At 67.6% G+C, this 16,029-nt stretch carries 13 protein-coding genes and 2 tRNA genes; 9 read left to right on the top strand and 6 right to left on the bottom strand.

Features of this window, described 5'->3' with window-relative positions; genetic code table 11:
* Positions 1-5 precede the first annotated feature (5 nt).
* A complete protein-coding gene (locus tag G3N98_RS09425) occupies positions 6-1,010 on the bottom strand; it encodes an RluA family pseudouridine synthase (protein WP_089472407.1) in 1,005 nt (334 codons plus the stop codon).
* A 725-nt stretch (positions 1,011-1,735) separates the two neighbouring features.
* On the opposite strand from G3N98_RS09425, the gene G3N98_RS09420 reads away from it, so the two are divergent.
* The 6 genes from G3N98_RS09420 to G3N98_RS09395 all read left to right on the top strand — a co-directional run bounded on the left by G3N98_RS09420 (position 1,736) and on the right by G3N98_RS09395 (position 8,979).
* Positions 1,736-4,888, top strand: coding sequence for an Rne/Rng family ribonuclease (locus G3N98_RS09420; RefSeq protein ID WP_206148011.1), 3,153 nt, complete (start codon positions 1,736-1,738; stop codon positions 4,886-4,888).
* Between the two features lie 131 nt (positions 4,889-5,019).
* On the top strand, positions 5,020-6,132 hold the full coding sequence (gene moaA, locus G3N98_RS09415; protein ID WP_089424839.1) for a GTP 3',8-cyclase MoaA: 1,113 nt from the start codon (positions 5,020-5,022) through the stop codon (positions 6,130-6,132).
* A gap of 28 nt (positions 6,133-6,160) precedes the next feature.
* Positions 6,161-6,778: a molybdenum cofactor guanylyltransferase MobA gene (mobA, locus tag G3N98_RS09410; RefSeq protein WP_206148010.1), complete on the top strand. Its 618-nt coding sequence runs from the start codon at positions 6,161-6,163 to the stop codon at positions 6,776-6,778.
* A gap of 105 nt (positions 6,779-6,883) precedes the next feature.
* Positions 6,884-8,182, top strand: coding sequence for a gephyrin-like molybdotransferase Glp (gene glp / locus G3N98_RS09405; RefSeq protein WP_206148009.1), 1,299 nt, complete (start codon positions 6,884-6,886; stop codon positions 8,180-8,182).
* A gap of 39 nt (positions 8,183-8,221) precedes the next feature.
* The gene (locus G3N98_RS09400; protein WP_006401288.1) at positions 8,222-8,497 is read left to right on the top strand and encodes a hypothetical protein; all 276 of its coding nucleotides are present in this window, start codon (positions 8,222-8,224) and stop codon (positions 8,495-8,497) included.
* Positions 8,494-8,979, top strand: a complete 486-nt coding sequence (locus tag G3N98_RS09395) for a GNAT family N-acetyltransferase (RefSeq protein WP_089472403.1) — start codon at positions 8,494-8,496, stop codon at positions 8,977-8,979. The genes G3N98_RS09400 and G3N98_RS09395 overlap by 4 nt, the downstream gene beginning before the upstream one ends.
* Positions 8,980-9,069: 90 nt before the next feature.
* On the opposite strand, the gene rmuC is transcribed toward G3N98_RS09395, so the two are convergent.
* From rmuC to pncB, 5 genes are all read right to left on the bottom strand, one after another.
* On the bottom strand, positions 9,070-10,548 hold the full coding sequence (gene rmuC / locus G3N98_RS09390) for a DNA recombination protein RmuC (protein ID WP_089430778.1): 1,479 nt from the start codon (positions 10,546-10,548) through the stop codon (positions 9,070-9,072).
* Entirely contained in the window at positions 10,545-11,534 is a 990-nt protein-coding gene (locus G3N98_RS09385) for a D-glycerate dehydrogenase (RefSeq protein ID WP_206148008.1), read from the bottom strand. The genes rmuC and G3N98_RS09385 overlap by 4 nt, the downstream gene beginning before the upstream one ends.
* An 81-nt stretch (positions 11,535-11,615) precedes the next feature.
* Positions 11,616-13,046, bottom strand: a complete 1,431-nt coding sequence (locus G3N98_RS09380) for a sodium:proton antiporter (RefSeq protein ID WP_206148007.1) — start codon at positions 13,044-13,046, stop codon at positions 11,616-11,618.
* Between the two features lie 43 nt (positions 13,047-13,089).
* On the bottom strand, positions 13,090-13,752 hold the full coding sequence (locus G3N98_RS09375) for a lactate utilization protein C (RefSeq protein WP_089424833.1): 663 nt from the start codon (positions 13,750-13,752) through the stop codon (positions 13,090-13,092).
* An 88-nt stretch (positions 13,753-13,840) separates the two neighbouring features.
* Positions 13,841-15,040, bottom strand: coding sequence for a nicotinate phosphoribosyltransferase (pncB, locus tag G3N98_RS09370; protein ID WP_089424832.1), 1,200 nt, complete (start codon positions 15,038-15,040; stop codon positions 13,841-13,843).
* A 320-nt stretch (positions 15,041-15,360) separates the two neighbouring features.
* Here pncB and fdxA point away from each other — a divergent pair, with 320 nt between their 5' ends.
* From fdxA to G3N98_RS09355, 3 genes are all read left to right on the top strand, one after another.
* The gene (gene fdxA, locus G3N98_RS09365) at positions 15,361-15,684 is read left to right on the top strand and encodes a ferredoxin FdxA (protein WP_011351384.1); all 324 of its coding nucleotides are present in this window, start codon (positions 15,361-15,363) and stop codon (positions 15,682-15,684) included.
* Positions 15,685-15,787: 103 nt separating this feature from the next.
* Positions 15,788-15,863 (top strand) — tRNA-Asn (locus G3N98_RS09360).
* A 75-nt stretch (positions 15,864-15,938) separates the two neighbouring features.
* Positions 15,939-16,014 (top strand) — tRNA-Asn (locus G3N98_RS09355).
* The last annotated feature ends 15 nt before the right edge of the window (positions 16,015-16,029 follow it).

The raw sequence follows: 16,029 nt of genomic DNA, 5'->3' as shown, positions 1-16,029 counted from the left end.
GCGGTTCAGGCGGTATCGCGCAGTGCGCTGAGTTGATCGAGGAAGCGCCGGCATTCGTCCGGCAGCGGCGCATCGAACTGCAGTGCCTCGCCGGTCAGCGGGTGGGCGAGCCGCAGCCGGTACGCATGCAGGAACATCCGTTTCAACGACGGCTGCGCATTCGCGCGCGCCAGCGCCTTGTTCAGTGCGAAATCGCCATACTTGGCGTCGCCGGCGATCGGCAGCCCGAGATGCGCGAGGTGCACACGAATCTGATGGGTCCGACCCGTTTTGAGTTCCGCCTCGAGAAGCGCGTACTCGGGCCACAGATCGACGAGGTTGAACACCGTATGCGACGGCAGCCCGTCGTCCTGCACCCGCACGCGGCGCTCCCCTTCCGGGGTCGAATACTTGAACAGCGGCGCCTTCACCGCGCGGCGGCGGCCCCAGTCGGGCTGCCATTCACCGTGGACGCACGCGAAGTAGCGCTTGTCCATCTTGTTCTCGCGAATCTGTTCGTGCAGGCCCACCAGCGCCGTGCGCTTCTTCGCGAGCATCAGGATCCCGGACGTCTCGCGGTCGAGCCGGTGCACGAGTTCAAGGAATTTCGCGCGCGGGCGCGCCTGGCGCATCTGCTCGATCACGCCGAACGCGACGCCGCTGCCGCCGTGGACCGCCACCCCGGCCGGCTTGTTGATGACGAGCATCGCGTCGTCCTCGAACAGCACGTCGAAGTGCGCGGGCGGCACGATGGTGGCTTCGGCACGCGCGAGGTCGGCGGCGGCCACGCGCACGGGCGGCACGCGGACGATGTCGCCGAACGCGAGCCGATACTGCGCATCGACCCGACCCTTGTTCACGCGCACTTCGCCGCTGCGCAGGATCCGGTAAATATGGCTTTTCGGCACGCCTTTACAGACGCGCAACAGGAAGTTGTCGATACGCTGACCGGCCGAGTTTTCATCGATCTCGATCATCGATACCTGGCCGCTTGCGACCGAATTCTGGGATATTTTGCCTAACTCGTTCATACTGAATATAATTTTGCCCAGCCTGACGTTGCGGGCGGCCTCACCGGCCGGCCCGGACCAACCGGGCAAGGCGCAAGCGCAAACCGTTATTTTACTTGCGCCGGGGGTCTGCTGCTCGCCCCTAATCAAAGAGATGCAGCAAGTTGCACGCACGGCGCCGCCCGTCGGCAAGGATCGCGCCCACAGGCGGATTCGGTCGGCAAGGCGCCGCGGTAACGGAAAGTTGGTTGAAAAGAATTTGATCGGCAGCCCGACGGCGCGAAGTGCGTCCGCGCAGGCTGCCGGTTGCGAAAATTACGGCGTTGCGCCCGATTTGGCTCCGCGAAGCGTGCGGGGCCTGGCGACGTCAAACCAGGGAAGTACACCCCAGGCGGGAAAGTCGGGCTGGATTCGATACTCCCCGCTGCGGCCCGAGCCGCAGCATCTGCCGCCCGTTGGCACGCGCGTCGCATGGCGACGCGCCCCGCGGCAGTGCCCGGCCTCAGGCTTAGCGCGCTTTGACAGCGTGCGGTGTGTGGACGCCGTGCTTTGAAGCCGTGTTCGCAGGTGCCCTATGGCCGCCGGCCCCGTCTTTCGGGCCCAAGCGCCTCTTCAGGCAATTCTCCCCGCCATCGTTCCCGCTCCAGCGTGCTCGTGACAACACAACAAGGCGCGGCCTGCCGTCGTTCCCGCCCTCGCGACTGACAACCGCGAGGCGCCGCCAGCAGAGCCGCCTGGAGTCGTTCATGAAACGCATGCTGTTCAATGCGACGCAGCAGGAGGAGCTGCGCGTCGCCATCGTCGATGGGCAGAAGCTCATCGACATCGACATCGAGACAGCCGGGCGCGAACAGCGCAAAGGCAATATCTACAAAGGTGTCATCACCCGTATCGAGCCGTCGCTCGAAGCGTGCTTCGTCAACTACGGCGAAGACCGCCACGGCTTCCTGCCGTTCAAGGAAGTCGCCCGCCAGTACTTCAAGGAAGGCATCGACATGCGCTCCGCGCGCATCCAGGATGCCCTGCGCGAAGGCCAGGAACTGATCGTCCAGGTCGAGAAGGAAGAGCGCGGCAACAAGGGCGCCGCCCTCACCACGTTCATCTCGCTCGCCGGCCGCTACCTGGTCCTGATGCCGAACAATCCGCGCGGCGGCGGCGTGTCGCGCCGGATCGAAGGCGACGAGCGTCAGGAACTGCGCGAGACGATGGCGCAACTGCAGATCCCGGACGGCATGAGCATGATCGCCCGTACCGCGGGCATCGGCCGCAGCGCCGAGGAACTGCAGTGGGACCTGAACTACCTGCTGCAACTGTGGCGCGCGATCGAAGCGGCGTCGCAAAGCGGCAACCCCGGCCAGCCGATGCTGATCTATCTGGAATCGAGCCTCGTGATCCGCGCGATCCGGGACTATTTCCAGCCCGATATCGGCGAAATCCTGATCGACACGAACGAAATCCACGATCAGGCCCGCGCATTCATGGACATCGTGATGCCGGACAACGTCGCGAAGGTGAAGCGCTACCACGACGACGTGCCGCTGTTCTCCCGCTTCCAGATCGAACACCAGATCGAAACCGCGTACTCGCGCACGGTGCCGCTGCCGTCGGGCGGCGCGATCGTGATCGACCACACCGAAGCGCTCGTCGCGATCGACGTGAACTCCGCGCGTGCGACCAAGGGCGCGGACATCGAGGAAACGGCGACCCGCACGAACCTCGAAGCAGCCGACGAAGTCGCCCGGCAGCTCCGCCTGCGCGACCTCGGCGGCCTGATCGTGATCGATTTCATCGACATGGAATCGGCGAAGAGCCAGCGCGAAGTCGAGCAGCGCCTGAAAGACGCGCTCAAGCATGACCGCGCGCGCGTCCAGATGGGCAAGATCTCCCGCTTCGGCCTGATGGAACTGTCGCGCCAGCGCCTGCGTCCGGCCCTGTCGGAAGGCAGCCACGTGACCTGCCCGCGTTGTAACGGCACCGGTCACATCCGCGATACCGAATCGTCCGCGCTGCAGGTCCTGCGGATCATTCAGGAAGAAGCGATGAAGGAAAACACCGCGGCGATCCACTGCCAGGTGCCGGTCGAGGTGACCGCCTTCCTGCTCAACGAAAAGCGTCAGGAAATCAACAAGATCGAGTCGCGCTTCAAGGTCGGCATCGTGCTGATCCCGAACAAGCACCTCGATACGCCGCACTACAAGCTCGAGCGCCTGCGCCACGACGACGCCCGTCTCGACGACCCGCGCGCGTCCTGGAAGATGGCCGAGGAAGCCGCCCGCGAACTCGAGTCGGAAACCGGCTACAGCAAGCGCGCGGCGGAAGTGAAGCCGAAGCAGGAAGCCGCGGTCAAGGGCATCACGCCCGAGCGTCCGGCCCCGAGCCCGGCACCGCAGCGCCCGGTCGAACCCGTTGCAGCGCCCGCGCCTGTCGCGCCGGCAACCGGCGGCTTCATCGGCTGGCTGAAGGGTCTGTTCGGCGTATCGCCGGCGCCCGCACCCGCACCGGTTGCTCCGGCCCCGGCGAAGGAGCAGGCAGCCCGTCCGGCTCGCGGCGAACGCGCCGAGAAGTCCGAGCAACGCGGCGAACGCGGTGGCGATCGCAACCGCAACCGTCGCGGCGGCGCCCAGCAGGCGCCAGGCGGCCGCGACCAGGTCGCGGCAGGCCGTGGCCAGCAGCAACGCCAGGAGCGCGAAGGCAAGGAAGTGCGCGAACCGCGTGAGGCTCGTGAGCCGCGTGAAGGCCGCGAACCGCGCGAGGGTCGTGAACCGCGTGAAGGTCGCGAGAACCGCGAAGGTCGCGAGGGCCGTAGCCCGCGTGAAGGCCGCGAGCCGCGTGAAAGCCGTGAGCCGCGCGAACCGCGTGAGAACCGCGAACCGCGTGAACCGCGTGAACCGCGCGAGCGTGTCGAGCAGCCGGAAGGCGTTGAAGCAGCCGGTCGTGGCGAGCGCCAGGAACGTCGCGAGCGCGGCGAGCGCCGCAAGCCGACCCAGCATGCGGCCACGCTGGAAACCGTCACCCGCGGCGAAACCCATCCGGACGCGGAAGCCGACAAGGCCGTCGCGGAAGCCCTGCCCGGCGCCGAGCTGGCAGCCGATGCGGAAGCCGGCGCGCGTGATGGCGAGGAACGTCGCCGTCGCCGTCGCGGCCGCCGCGGCGGTCGTCGCGAGCGCGAGGAAGACGGCGCAGGCGTCGACCACGCCGAGCAAGGCGCAGAAGGCGAAGTGACGGTGCAAGCCGTGACGCCGGAAGCACCGGCTGCTGCCGAACCGGCCCACCCGGCCGCACCGGCAGTCGTCGTGGCAGCCGCCGCGGCAAGCGCCGTCGTCGCCGAAGCCGTGGTCGAGCACCATGCCGAACCGGCAGCACCGGCCGCTGTCGAGCCGCAGCCGGCACCGGTACACGTCGAGGCAGCACCGGTCGAAGCAGCAGTGGTCGCCCAGGCAGCAGAACCGGCCCCGGTCGCACCGGCCGTCGATACGGAAGCCGGTCCGGCTCCGGTCGCGGTTTCGCCGACCGACGCGTTCGAAGTGCCGGCAGCGCCTGTCGCCGTCGAGGCGCCTCAGCAGGCCCCCGTCGAGCAAGCCGCGCCGGCCGTGACGACCGAAGCCGCTCCGGTGGCTGCGGAGCCGGCCCATGTCGAAGCCGCGCCGGTCGAGGCCGTCGCCGCACCGGCACCGGCTCCGGCCCCCGCCCAACCGGCAGCCGCGCCCGCTTCGGCGAGCCTGGACACCGTGCTGGAGCAGGCTGGTCTCGTCTGGGTGAACACGGACGCCGGCAAGTTCGCCGCTGCGCAGGAAGCCGCGTCGCGCCTCCCGCGTCCGGCTCGCGTGCCGCGCGAACGCAAGGCGCTGCCGCCGGTCGATACGGCCCCGATGCAGCAGGTCGAAACGACGCATCACTGATCGACGCATCGTCCGACCAGGAAAAGCCCGCCTCCGGCGGGCTTTTTCATGTCCGCGCTGCGGGTTTCCGCCCACCGGACCGACCCGCCGCTTGCGGCTAAAATAGAGGTCTGGTTCGCACTTCTTTCAACATGTCCCGACGCATCATTCCTCTCGCCGACGTCAGCGGGATGCCGGACGTCTCCGGCGTCGCGCACGCCCCGGACGGCACGCTGGCCGACACGTTCGCCAGGCCGCTGCGCGACCTGCGCATTTCGGTGACGGATCGCTGCAACTTCCGCTGCGTGTACTGCATGCCGCGCGCCGTCTTCGACAAGGACTACCCGTTCCTGCCGCATAGCGCGCTGCTCACGCACGAGGAAATCGAACGCGTGGCGCGACTCTTTGTCGCACACGGCGTCGAGAAGATCCGCATCACGGGTGGCGAGCCGCTGCTGCGCAAGAATCTCGAATTCCTGATCGAGCGCCTCGCCCGCCTGACCACGCACGACGGCCGCCCGCTCGACCTGACGCTCACGACCAACGGTTCGCTGCTCGCACGCAAGGCGCGCGCGCTGAAGGACGCCGGGCTCACGCGCGTGACGGTCAGCCTCGACGCGCTCGACGATACGTTGTTCAAGCGCATGAACGATGCCGAGTTCGCGAGCGCCGACGTGCTCGACGGCATCTTCGCGGCCCAGGCCGTGGGCCTCGCGCCGGTCAAGGTCAACATGGTCGTGAAGCGCGGCACCAACGACAGCGAGATCCTGCCGATGGCCGAGCGTTTCCGCGGCACCGGCGTGATCCTGCGCTTCATCGAATACATGGACGTCGGCACGTCGAACGGCTGGAACATGACCGAGGTGCTGCCATCGGCCGACGTCATCGCACGGATCGCCGAACACTTCCCGCTCGTACCGCTCGATCCGCACACGGCGGCCGAAACCGCGCAGCGCTGGGGCTATGCGGACGGCGGCGGCGAGATCGGCGTGATTTCCAGCGTCACACAGGCCTTCTGCGGCGACTGCACGCGCGCGCGGCTGTCGACCGAAGGCAAGCTGTACCTGTGCCTGTTCGCGTCGACCGGCCACGATCTGCGCGCGCTCGTGCGCGGCGGCGCGAGCGACGCCGAGATCGCGACCGCGATCGCCCGCATCTGGCAGGCCCGCACCGACCGTTATTCACAACTGCGCGGCAGCGCGTCGGCCGACGCCGTGCCCGACGGCGCCGGCAAGCGGGTCGAGATGTCGTATATCGGCGGCTGACGCACGCCGCCCATCCCGCCCTCTTACCATGCCCGCTTCCGTCTCTCCCACGATCGCCGGCCTGCTGCTCGCAGGCGGGCGTGCCACACGCATGGACGGCGTCGACAAGGGCCTGCAGTTGCTCGACGGCACGCCGCTCGCGCTGCACGTGCTGCGCCGGCTCTCGCCGCAGGTCGACGAGACGCTGATCAGCGCGAATCGCCATGCCGATCGCTATGCCGAACTCGGCGCGCCATTCGACGCGCGCATCGTCGCGGACGAAACACCCGACTTCCCCGGCCCGCTCGCGGGCCTGCTTGCCGGCATGCGGGCGGCACGCGCGCCGCTCGTCGCGTGCTCGCCATGCGATACACCTTATCTGCCGGCCGACCTCGTCGCACGGTTGCAGGCGGCGCTCGACGCGCGGCAGGCCGACATCGCCATGGCGGTGACCGTCGATGCACAACAAGTGCGCTCGCCGCAGCCGACGTTCGCGCTGCTGCGCACGTCGCTGGCTGACGATCTCGCCGCCCGGCTCGCCGCCGGCGACCGCAAGGTGCGTGCGTGGTACGCACGCCACAAGACGGTCGAAGTCGAGTTTCACGACGAGCGTGCGTTTTACAATGCCAACTCCTGGCAGGAACTCGCCGCGCTGGCCCGCCGCTGACGGCACCCGCGCGGTTCCCGCCCGCCGCACGCGCAACCCGCGCCCAGGCACCCTCCTCGCGCCACCGGCCACGAACCCGATACGCCTTGCGGCGCAGTCCGACTGATGATCACGCAATCCTCGCCCGCCCCCCGAACCGCACCCGATTCCGATGCCCCGCTGTCGCTCGCCGACGCGCAGGCGCTCGCGTGCCGCTTCGCGGTGCCGGTCGACGCGTGCGACACGGTGGCGCTGCGCGATGCACTCGACCGCGTGCTCGCGGCCGACGTGAACGCCCCGTTCGACATTCCCGCGTACGACAACTCGGCGATGGACGGCTATGCGTTCGACGGCAGTACGGGCACGCACGCATCACCGCAAGCGGAGGTCACGCTGGCGGTCGCCGGCACCGCGCTCGCCGGCCATCCGTTCGACGGCGCCGTAGCGGCCGGATCATGCGTGCGCATCATGACGGGCGCGCCGATGCCGGCCGGCTGCGACACGGTGATTCCGCAGGAACGCGTGCGCGTCGACGGCGACACGATCCACTTCGCCGCGCACGACATCGCGCGCGGAGCGAACTGCCGCAAGGCCGGCGAGGATCTCGCGCGCGGCGCGTGCGCGCTCGCCGCAGGCCGCATCCTGCGGCCGTCCGATCTCGGCCTGCTCGCGTCGTTCGGTTTCCCCGAAGTTGCGGTGCGCCGGCGCGTGCGCGTCGCCGTGTTCTCCACCGGCGACGAACTGCGCGAGCCCGGCGAGCCGCTCGGCCCCGGCGCCCTGTACGACAGCAACCGCGGGATGCTGATCGCGATGCTCGAAAGGCTGCATGTCGACGCGGTCGATCTCGGGATCGTCCGCGACGACCCGGCCGCGCTCGAAGCCGCCTTGCGCGGCGCGGTCGCCGCGCAGGCCGATGCGGTGATCACGTCGGGCGGCGTATCGGTCGGCGAAGCCGACTTCACGCGCGACGTCATGGCACGGCTCGGCGACGTGACTTTCGCCAGCGTCGCGCTGCGTCCCGGCCGGCCGCTCGCGTGCGGCACGCTCGCACGCGCCGCCGAAGGCGCCGGTCACGCACTGTTCTTCGGCCTGCCCGGCAACCCGGTCGCGTCTGCCGTGACGTTCTACGCGATCGTGCGCCCCGCGCTGCTGACGCTGGCCGGCGCGCAGGCCCAGCCGCCGGCGATGCATACCGCACTCAGCACGCAAGCGCTGAAGACGCGCCCGGGCCGCACCGACTACCTGCGCGGCGTCGCGACGCGCGCCGCCGACGGCCGCTGGCACGTCGCACCGGCCGGCTCGCAGAGTTCCGCGTCGCTGAGCGGCCTCGCGGCCGCCAACTGTTTCATCGTCCTGGGCCACGATACCGCGGCAGTCGACGCGGGCACCCCGGTCGACATCCTGCCGCTCGACGGCCTGATCTGAATTCCACTATCGGTATATCTCTACGGGGGCAATCCGCACATGAAGAAACAAATTTCGTCGATCGCCGCGGGGCAGACCGCAAAAGCGCTGATCCTCGTCTACCTGACGTTCAGCGTGCCGATCGTGCTGCTCGGCATTCTCGTCGCGTACGTTCGCTACGGGATGGTCGAACTGAGCACGATCCTGAGCGCGCTGCTGCTGAACGCCATCCTCGGCTTCGTGCTGCTGTGGATCGCATGCCACGCGTACAACTGGGTCGCATCGCGCTTCGGCGGCATCGAGATCGTGCTGTCCGACCCGCCGGAAGAAGCGTGAGCGGCACACCGCTGATCCGCGCGGCCCAGGCACGCGACGTCGGCGCGATCCTCGCGCTGATGCGCGAGCTGGCCGAGTTCGAGAAACTCGCACACCTGTTCGTCGCAACCGAGGCCGATCTCGCCGACGCGTTGTTCGGCGAGCAGCCTGCCGCCGAGGCAAGAGTGGCCGAGCACGACGGCGCGATCGTCGCGTATGCGCTGCTCTTCCACAATTATTCGACGTTCCTCGGCCATCGCGGCCTCTATCTCGAGGACCTGTACGTGCAGCCGTCGCAGCGCGGCACGGGCCTCGGCACCGCGATGCTGCGTCACCTCGCCGCCTTGGCCGTCGAGCGCCGTTGCGGACGCTTCGAATGGTCGGTCCTCGACTGGAACCAGCCGGCGATCGATTTCTACGAAAAGATGGGCGCAACCGTGCTGCCCGACTGGCGCATCGTTCGCGTCACCGGCGACGCACTGGATACGCTTGCCGGGCATTGACCGCGAGCCGGCCGCGCCGGCCATCGCGTCAAAAGAAAACGGGCGCCGCGGCGCCCGTTTTTGCTTTCCAGCCGATGTCGGCCATGTGCGTCATGCGTCGTCCGCATCGGCACCGTCGGCCCCTTCCGCACCCAGCAGCCCTGCCGCCGTATCGCCCGGCAGCGCCTCGACCTGCTTCAGCTTGCGGTTCATCACGCGGGTGCGCTGCTCCGCGGCCTCGATCGAGCGCGTGACCGTTTCGAGCTGCGACTTCGTGCGCGCGAGCACGTCGCCGAACTTGCCGAACTCCGTCTTCACCGCCCCGAGCACCTGCCACACCTCGCTCGACCGTTGCTCGATCGCGAGCGTGCGGAAACCCATCTGCAGGCTGTTCAACAGTGCGGTGAGCGTCGTCGGGCCGGCGACCGTCACGCGATAGTCGCGCTGCAGCAGGTCGGTCAGCCCCGGACGACGCAGGATCTCCGCATAGAGCCCCTCGGTCGGCAGGAACAGCAGCGCGAAATCGGTCGTGTGCGGCGGCGCCACATACTTCTCGGCGATCGTGCGCGCCTCCAGCCGCACGCGTGCCTCGAGCGCGCGGGCCGCTTCCTCGACCGCCACCGCATCCGCACGCTCCTGCGCGTCGATCAGCCGCTCGTAGTCCTCGCGCGGAAATTTCGCGTCGATCGGCAGCCACACGGGCGGCGCGTCGCGCGTGCCGGCCTCGCGCCCCGGCAGCCGGATCGCGAACTCGACGCGCTCGCTGCTCTTCGGTACCGTCGCGACGTTCTTCGCGTACTGCTCGGGCGTCAGCATCTGTTCGAGCAGCGCCTCGAGCTGCACTTCGCCCCAGGTACCGCGCGTCTTCACGTTGGTCAGCACCTTCTTCAGGTCGCCAACGCCCGCCGCGAGCGTCTGCATCTCGCCGAGCCCGCGATGCACCTGCTCGAGCCGGTCCGACACGAGCTTGAACGATTCGCCGAGCCGCTGCTCAAGCGTCGCGTGCAGTTTCTCGTCGACAGTGCGGCGCATCTCCTCGAGCTTAGCCGCGTTGTTCGTCTCGATTTCCTTCAGCCGCTGTTCGAGCGTCGCGCGCACCTCGCCGATCCGGCGGTCGTTCGCTTCGGTCAGTTGCGTGAGCTGCCGGTTCAACGTGTCGCCGAACAGCCTGAGCGCGCCCGTCTGCTCCTCGCGCGCCTGCTGCGCCTGGCGCTGCACACTCTCGCGCATCGCGTCGAACTGCTGCGCGTTGCCGGCGACGAGCTTGCCGAGCTGCTGCGCAAAACCCTCGATCTGGTTGTTCTGCACGGTCGCAACGCTCGTCAGTTGCGCGGCGAGCGTCTGCTGAAGCTGCGCGAAGCTGCCGGCCAGCTCGGTGCGCGAACCGCGCGCGTTCTCGACGATCTCGCCGCGCAATTCGCGCTCGAGCCGCTCGACTGCGCGCGCCTGCGCATGCGCGGCGTCCTCGATCTGGTCGCCGAGTATCGCCGCATCGTCGTGGCGGCCACCGCCACGCACGAGCGCGACGATCGCCACCGCAAGCGCGACGGCCAGCACGACGACCGCCGCAAGCAACAACGTCATCGTCATGCGCGCGGCTTCCCGATCACGTCAGGGTTGATCGGATTCGGCGGTTGCCCTGCGCGCGGCCCCTCGCCCAGCGCGGCGATCAGGTTGTCGGCGGCGAGGTTCGCCATCGCGAGGCGCGTCTTTTCGGTCGCACTCGCGATATGCGGCGTCAGCACGACGTTCGGCACCTCGAGCAGTGCCGGATGGACCGTCGGCTCGCCTTCGTACACGTCGAGGCCGGCCGCGGCGATCGTCCCGGCGCGCAGCGCGACGGCCAGCGCCGCATCGTCGACGATCCCGCCGCGCGCGATGTTGGTCAGCGTCGCGGAGGGCTTCATCTTCGCGAGCTCGGCCGCGCCGATCGTGTGATGGTTCTCCTTCGTGTACGGCAGCACGAGCACGACGTGATCGGCGCGGGCGAGCAACGCGTCCTTCGACACGTATTCGGCATTGAGCTCGGCCTCGATCTCGGGCGCGACCCGCGACCGGTTGTGATAGATCACCTGCATCCCGAAGCCGCGCGCGCGGCGCGCGAGCGCCTGGCCGATGCGCCCCATCCCGATGACGCCGAGCGTCGAGCCGTAGATGTCGCTGCCGAGGAAACCGTCGTACGCCCACTTCTGCCAGTGGCCGGCCCGCAGCCAGTGCTCGGATTCGGCGATCCGGCGGGACGCGGCCATCATCAGCGCCCAGCCGAAATCGGCGGTCGACTCGTTCAGCACGTCGGGGGTGTTGGTGCCGAGCACGTTCGCCGCGTTGAACGCGGCCATGTCGAAATTGTTGTAGCCGACCGCCATGTTCGCGACGACGCGCAGGCGGGGCGCTGCCGCGAGCTCCGCCGCGCCGACCGGATCGCCGGCCGTCAGCGCGCCGTCCTTGTCGGCCAGACGCGCGGCGAGCGCGTCGGGCGCGAGTGCGTCGCCGTTGTTCCAGTCGACGTCGAAATACTGCTTGAGCCGCTCGATCACGTCCGGAAAGATCGGACGCGCGACCAGGATCTTCTGCATCGCCATCTCCGCATGCCGCGGGCGGATCGCTGCGCGCCGTGCGCCACTGGAACCACCCGCTCTAGGTTGAAAATCGTCAGCTTACGCCGTGAAGAAGATCCACGACGTAAGCAGGAATACCGGTATCAGCACGATCAGCGCCCAGCCGAGATAAGCGAAGAAGCTCGGCATCTTCACGCCGCGCGATTCGGCGATCGCCTTCACCATGAAGTTCGGCGCGTTGCCGATATAGCTGTTCGCACCCATGAACACCGCGCCTGCAGAAATCGCGGCCAGCGTCGACGCGCCGGTCGTCATCAGCGACTGCGCATCGCCGCCCGCGAGGTTGAAGAACACGAGATAGGTCGGCGCATTGTCGAGGAACGACGACAGGACGCCGGTCGCCCAGAAGTACATCGCGTCGATCGGCTTGCCGTCCGGCCCCGTGACGAGATGGACGATCTGCGCGAATGCGCCGTCGGCACCGGCGCGCAGGATCACGATCACCGGCGCGATCGTCACGAAGATCCCCGCGAACAGCTTCGCGACTTCCTCGATCGGCGCCCAGTTGAACGCGTTGCCCTCGCGCGCGGAACGCGGCGTCAGCGCGAGCGACGCGAGCGTCACGCCCACGAGCGCGACGTCGCGCACGAGATTCTGCAACGCGACGTGCGTGCCCCACACGTCGAACGTGACGCCCGGCTTCCAGATGCCGCTCATCAGCACCAGGCCGATCACGGCCGCGAGCAGCACGAAATTGATCTTGCCGTCGATCGACAACCGGTCGCTGTCGGGCGTCGGGTCGAGCACGGCGGGCCGCTCCTCGCCGCCCTTCCGGTAGAAGTACGTATCGAGCGCGAAAAACAGCGTCAGCAGCACAACGCAGATGAACAGCATCGGCAGCGCGAGGTGCGTGGTCGTCCAGAAGAAGCTCACGCCATTCAGGAAACCGAGAAACAACGGCGGATCGCCGAGCGGCGACAACGAGCCGCCCGCGTTCGCGACGAGGAAGATGAAGAAGATCACGACGTGCACGACATGCTTGCGGTTGTCGTTGGCGCGCAGCAGCGGCCGGATCAGCAGCATCGCCGCGCCCGTCGTGCCCATCACGCTCGCGAGCAGCGTGCCGAGCGCGAGGATCGCGGTGTTCAGCTTCGGTGTGCCGTGCAGGTTGCCGTTCACGCAGATGCCGCCCGCGACCGTATAGAGCGCGGTGAGCAGCACGATGAACGGAATGTATTCCTCGAGCAGCGCATGCACGAGCGTGCCGAACGCGGTGCCCGCGCCGAATGCGAACGCGAACGGGATCAGGAACACGACCGCCCACCCGGCCGCGATCTTGCCGAAGTGGTGATGCCAGAACACGGGGGCGACGAGCGGGAACAGCGCGATGGACAGCAGGATCCCGGCGAACGGGATGCCCCAGAGAGCGGACAGCGTGGCACCGTCGAGCGTTGCGGCCGATGCAAGCGCGGGGACGGCGCCAAGCGCGATCCCCGACGCCATGCCCGCCCAGGCGGCATGTCGTTTCATGCAGAACTTCCTTGTTCGAGTGGTAGTGGATGCTGCGGGCGCGTCATGCGCCCCGTACGACGATCACGTGAACGCGGTACGGGCCGTGCGCGCCCAGTACGATGGTCTGCTCGATGTCGCCGGTGCGCGACGGGCCCGACACGAAGTTGACCGCGCGCGGCAATTCGCCGCGCTCCGAGCGGATCAGCGCAAAGGCGTCTTCATGACCGGCGACGATCCGCGACGCGGGAACGATCGCGATGTGCGTTTCCGGCAGCAGGCCGGCCGACGCATAGGTGTCCGGGCCGGACAGCAGCACCAGCGAGCCCGTTTCGGCCGTCGCGCAAAAGCAGCCGGTGAGGCCGACCAGATCGCCGTCGCGCGGCTTGCGGCATTCGACCGACAGGCCTGCGCCCGCCCAGTCGAAATCGGCCAGCGTACGCCACGCGACGGCCTGCGTCGGCAGGCCGTGAGCGGAAAGGTAGCGAGCCGCGGCGGCCGGTACGTCGGCAAGCGTCGCGACTTCGTCGACCGTCGTCGACAGGCGTACCGCTTCGTCGACGAAGGCAGCGACGAGATCGGCCGGCGCCGGCGGACGCGGGCCTTCCGGATGACGGGCGAGATAATCGGCAACGCCGTCGCGTTCGGCCGCATCGGGTTCGGCCGCACGCCCCTGCGCCGCGCGAATGCGCGCGAGGATCTGGCGACGGGCAGCGGAAGTGTCCATGAACGGTCCTCGTGACGTTGGCGGGCGATACCGTCGGATTATACCGGCCGACCCCGCCGCCACGCGGTTTTGGCCGTTCGGCCGACGCTTACTTCGACGCGTCTTCCTCGACCGGCTGCGCGATGCCGAACACCTGGCGCAGGTAGGCGAGATACGCCTTGTCGTCGCACATGCTCTTGCCCGGCGAATCCGACAGCTTCGCGACCGGCTGGCCGTTGCAGCGGACCATCTTGATCACGATCTGCAGCGGCACGTAGCCGAGATCGTTGGTGAGGTTCGTGCCGACGCCGAACGCGAGCTTGCAGCGGCCGCGGAAACGTTCGTACAACTGCATGACCTTCGGGATGTCGAGTGCGTCCGAGAACACGAGCACCTTGGTCCGCGGGTCGCAACGGTTCATCTCGTAATGACGCAGCATCCGCTCGCCCCATTCGAACGGATCGCCCGAATCGTGGCGCGCGCCGTCGAACAGCTTGCAGAAGTACATGTCGAAGTCGTTCAGGAATGCATCCATCCCGTAGACGTCCGACAGCGCGATCCCGAGGTCGCCGCGGTATTCCTTCGCCCACATCTCGAAGCCGTAGATCTGCGAATCGCGCAGCCGCGGGCCGAGTGCCTGGCAGGCCTGCAGGTACTCGTGCGCCATCGTGCCGAGCGGCGTGATGCCGTGCTTCATCGCATACAGCACGTTGCTGGTGCCCGCGAACTGCGGGCCGAGGCCGTCGCGCAGCGTGAGCGCGACCTCCTCGTGCCAGACCTTCGAGAAGCGCCGGCGCGTGCCGTAGTCGGCGATCTTGCAGTCGGCGAATTCGGGCTTCGCACCGAGCAGCTTGATCTTCTCGCGCAGCCGCTCGCGGCCTTCGCGATAGTCGGGCTCGCGCTGGGTATTGCGGAAATACACTTCGTTGACGATCGCGAGCACCGGGATCTCGAACAGGATCGTGTGCAGCCACGGCCCCGTGATCTCGATGTCGATTTCACCGTTGCCCTTCGGCGACGGCGTGATCGAGATGTACTTCTCGTTCAGGTGGAACAGCGCGAGGAAGTCGACGAAATCGCTCTTGATGAAGCGCATCCGCCGCAGGTAGTCGAGTTCGACGTCGGAAAAACGCAGCGCGCACAGGCCGCGCACCTCGTCGCGGATCTCGTCGATGTACGGCACGAGATCGACGCCGGGCGTGCGGCACCGGAAACGGTATTCGACGCTTGCAGCGGGGAAGTGATGCAGGACGACCTGCATCATCGTGAACTTGTAGAGATCCGTGTCGAGCAGCGAAGTGATGATCATGATGACGGCACCGCCAATATCGTGACCGGGCCCCAGCGCACCGCGCGCCGCCCGGTCTGTCGGCCATGTTACCCGAATGCGGGCCCGACCATCGTGAAACCGCCTGCCGCCCTGCTCCGGCCGCACTGCCCGTTCCGGCGTATGGGGCACGCACTGCCGCTGGTGCGTCCCTTCAGCGCCCCTTTGGGGAGCCCATAAACTAATCACGAAACGATATAAGCCGGATAGCCGACCACGCCATGCGGGTTTTGCGCTTCAGTTACAATGCCGGTTTTGGCGCAAACGCCACCCCATATATACCGCCAAGCAGGAGCGTTTTAATGACTCACGTTGTGACCGAAGGCTGCATCAAGTGCAAATACACGGACTGCGTGGATGTGTGCCCGGTGGATTGCTTCCGTGAAGGTCCCAACTTTCTCGCCATCGATCCGGACGAGTGCATCGACTGCGCCGTGTGCGTCGCCGAGTGCCCGACCAATGCGATCTATGCCGAAGAAGACGTTCCGGGCGACCAGCAGCAGTTCACCGCGCTGAACGCCGAGCTGGCGAAGGACTGGCCGTCGATCACGAAGACCAAGCCGGCACCCGCCGACGCGGACGAGTGGAAGGACGTGCAGGACAAGCTGCACCTGCTCGAGCGCTGATCGCGCAGCCGCCGCAGAAATTTTTTTGTGCGCCGCGGCTCAAAAGTGTTGACGACCTGATCAACGCTCCATATAATCTCGTTTCTCTGCTGTTGTTGTTTGTTCCCCGATAGCTCAGTCGGTAGAGCGCCGGACTGTTAATCCGTAGGTCCCTGGTTCGAGCCCAGGTCGGGGAGCCAAAAACGCAAAGGCCCGTTGAAAGTGGACGGGCTTTTTGCTGGTAGACAAACACGCATGCAGATGTACCGATTTATTCCCCGATAGCTCAGTCGGTAGAGCGCCGGACTGTTAATCCGTAGGTCCCTGGTTCGAGCCCAGGTCGGGGAGCCAAATAGCGAAAGGCCC

Origin of the sequence: Burkholderia sp. Tr-20390 (assembly GCF_017104595.1) — a bacterium.
Classification (GTDB): Bacteria; Pseudomonadota; Gammaproteobacteria; order Burkholderiales; family Burkholderiaceae; genus Burkholderia.
This window is presented reverse-complemented; position numbering and strand designations above follow the sequence as displayed.

What these genes read in the sequence shown, in the direction of transcription:
- G3N98_RS09425 (WP_089472407.1), bottom strand. Translation starts at nt 1,010, where the DNA reads ATGAACGAGTTAGGCAAAATATCCCAGAATTCGGTCGCAAGCGGCCAG.
- G3N98_RS09420 (WP_206148011.1), top strand. Translation starts at nt 1,736, where the DNA reads ATGAAACGCATGCTGTTCAATGCGACGCAGCAGGAGGAGCTGCGCGTC.
- moaA (WP_089424839.1), top strand. Translation starts at nt 5,020, where the DNA reads ATGTCCCGACGCATCATTCCTCTCGCCGACGTCAGCGGGATGCCGGAC.
- mobA (WP_206148010.1), top strand. Translation starts at nt 6,161, where the DNA reads ATGCCCGCTTCCGTCTCTCCCACGATCGCCGGCCTGCTGCTCGCAGGC.
- glp (WP_206148009.1), top strand. Translation starts at nt 6,884, where the DNA reads ATGATCACGCAATCCTCGCCCGCCCCCCGAACCGCACCCGATTCCGAT.
- G3N98_RS09400 (WP_006401288.1), top strand. Translation starts at nt 8,222, where the DNA reads ATGAAGAAACAAATTTCGTCGATCGCCGCGGGGCAGACCGCAAAAGCG.
- rmuC (WP_089430778.1), bottom strand. Translation starts at nt 10,548, where the DNA reads ATGACGATGACGTTGTTGCTTGCGGCGGTCGTCGTGCTGGCCGTCGCG.
- G3N98_RS09385 (WP_206148008.1), bottom strand. Translation starts at nt 11,534, where the DNA reads ATGCAGAAGATCCTGGTCGCGCGTCCGATCTTTCCGGACGTGATCGAG.
- G3N98_RS09380 (WP_206148007.1), bottom strand. Translation starts at nt 13,046, where the DNA reads ATGAAACGACATGCCGCCTGGGCGGGCATGGCGTCGGGGATCGCGCTT.
- G3N98_RS09375 (WP_089424833.1), bottom strand. Translation starts at nt 13,752, where the DNA reads ATGGACACTTCCGCTGCCCGTCGCCAGATCCTCGCGCGCATTCGCGCG.
- pncB (WP_089424832.1), bottom strand. Translation starts at nt 15,040, where the DNA reads ATGATCATCACTTCGCTGCTCGACACGGATCTCTACAAGTTCACGATG.
- fdxA (WP_011351384.1), top strand. Translation starts at nt 15,361, where the DNA reads ATGACTCACGTTGTGACCGAAGGCTGCATCAAGTGCAAATACACGGAC.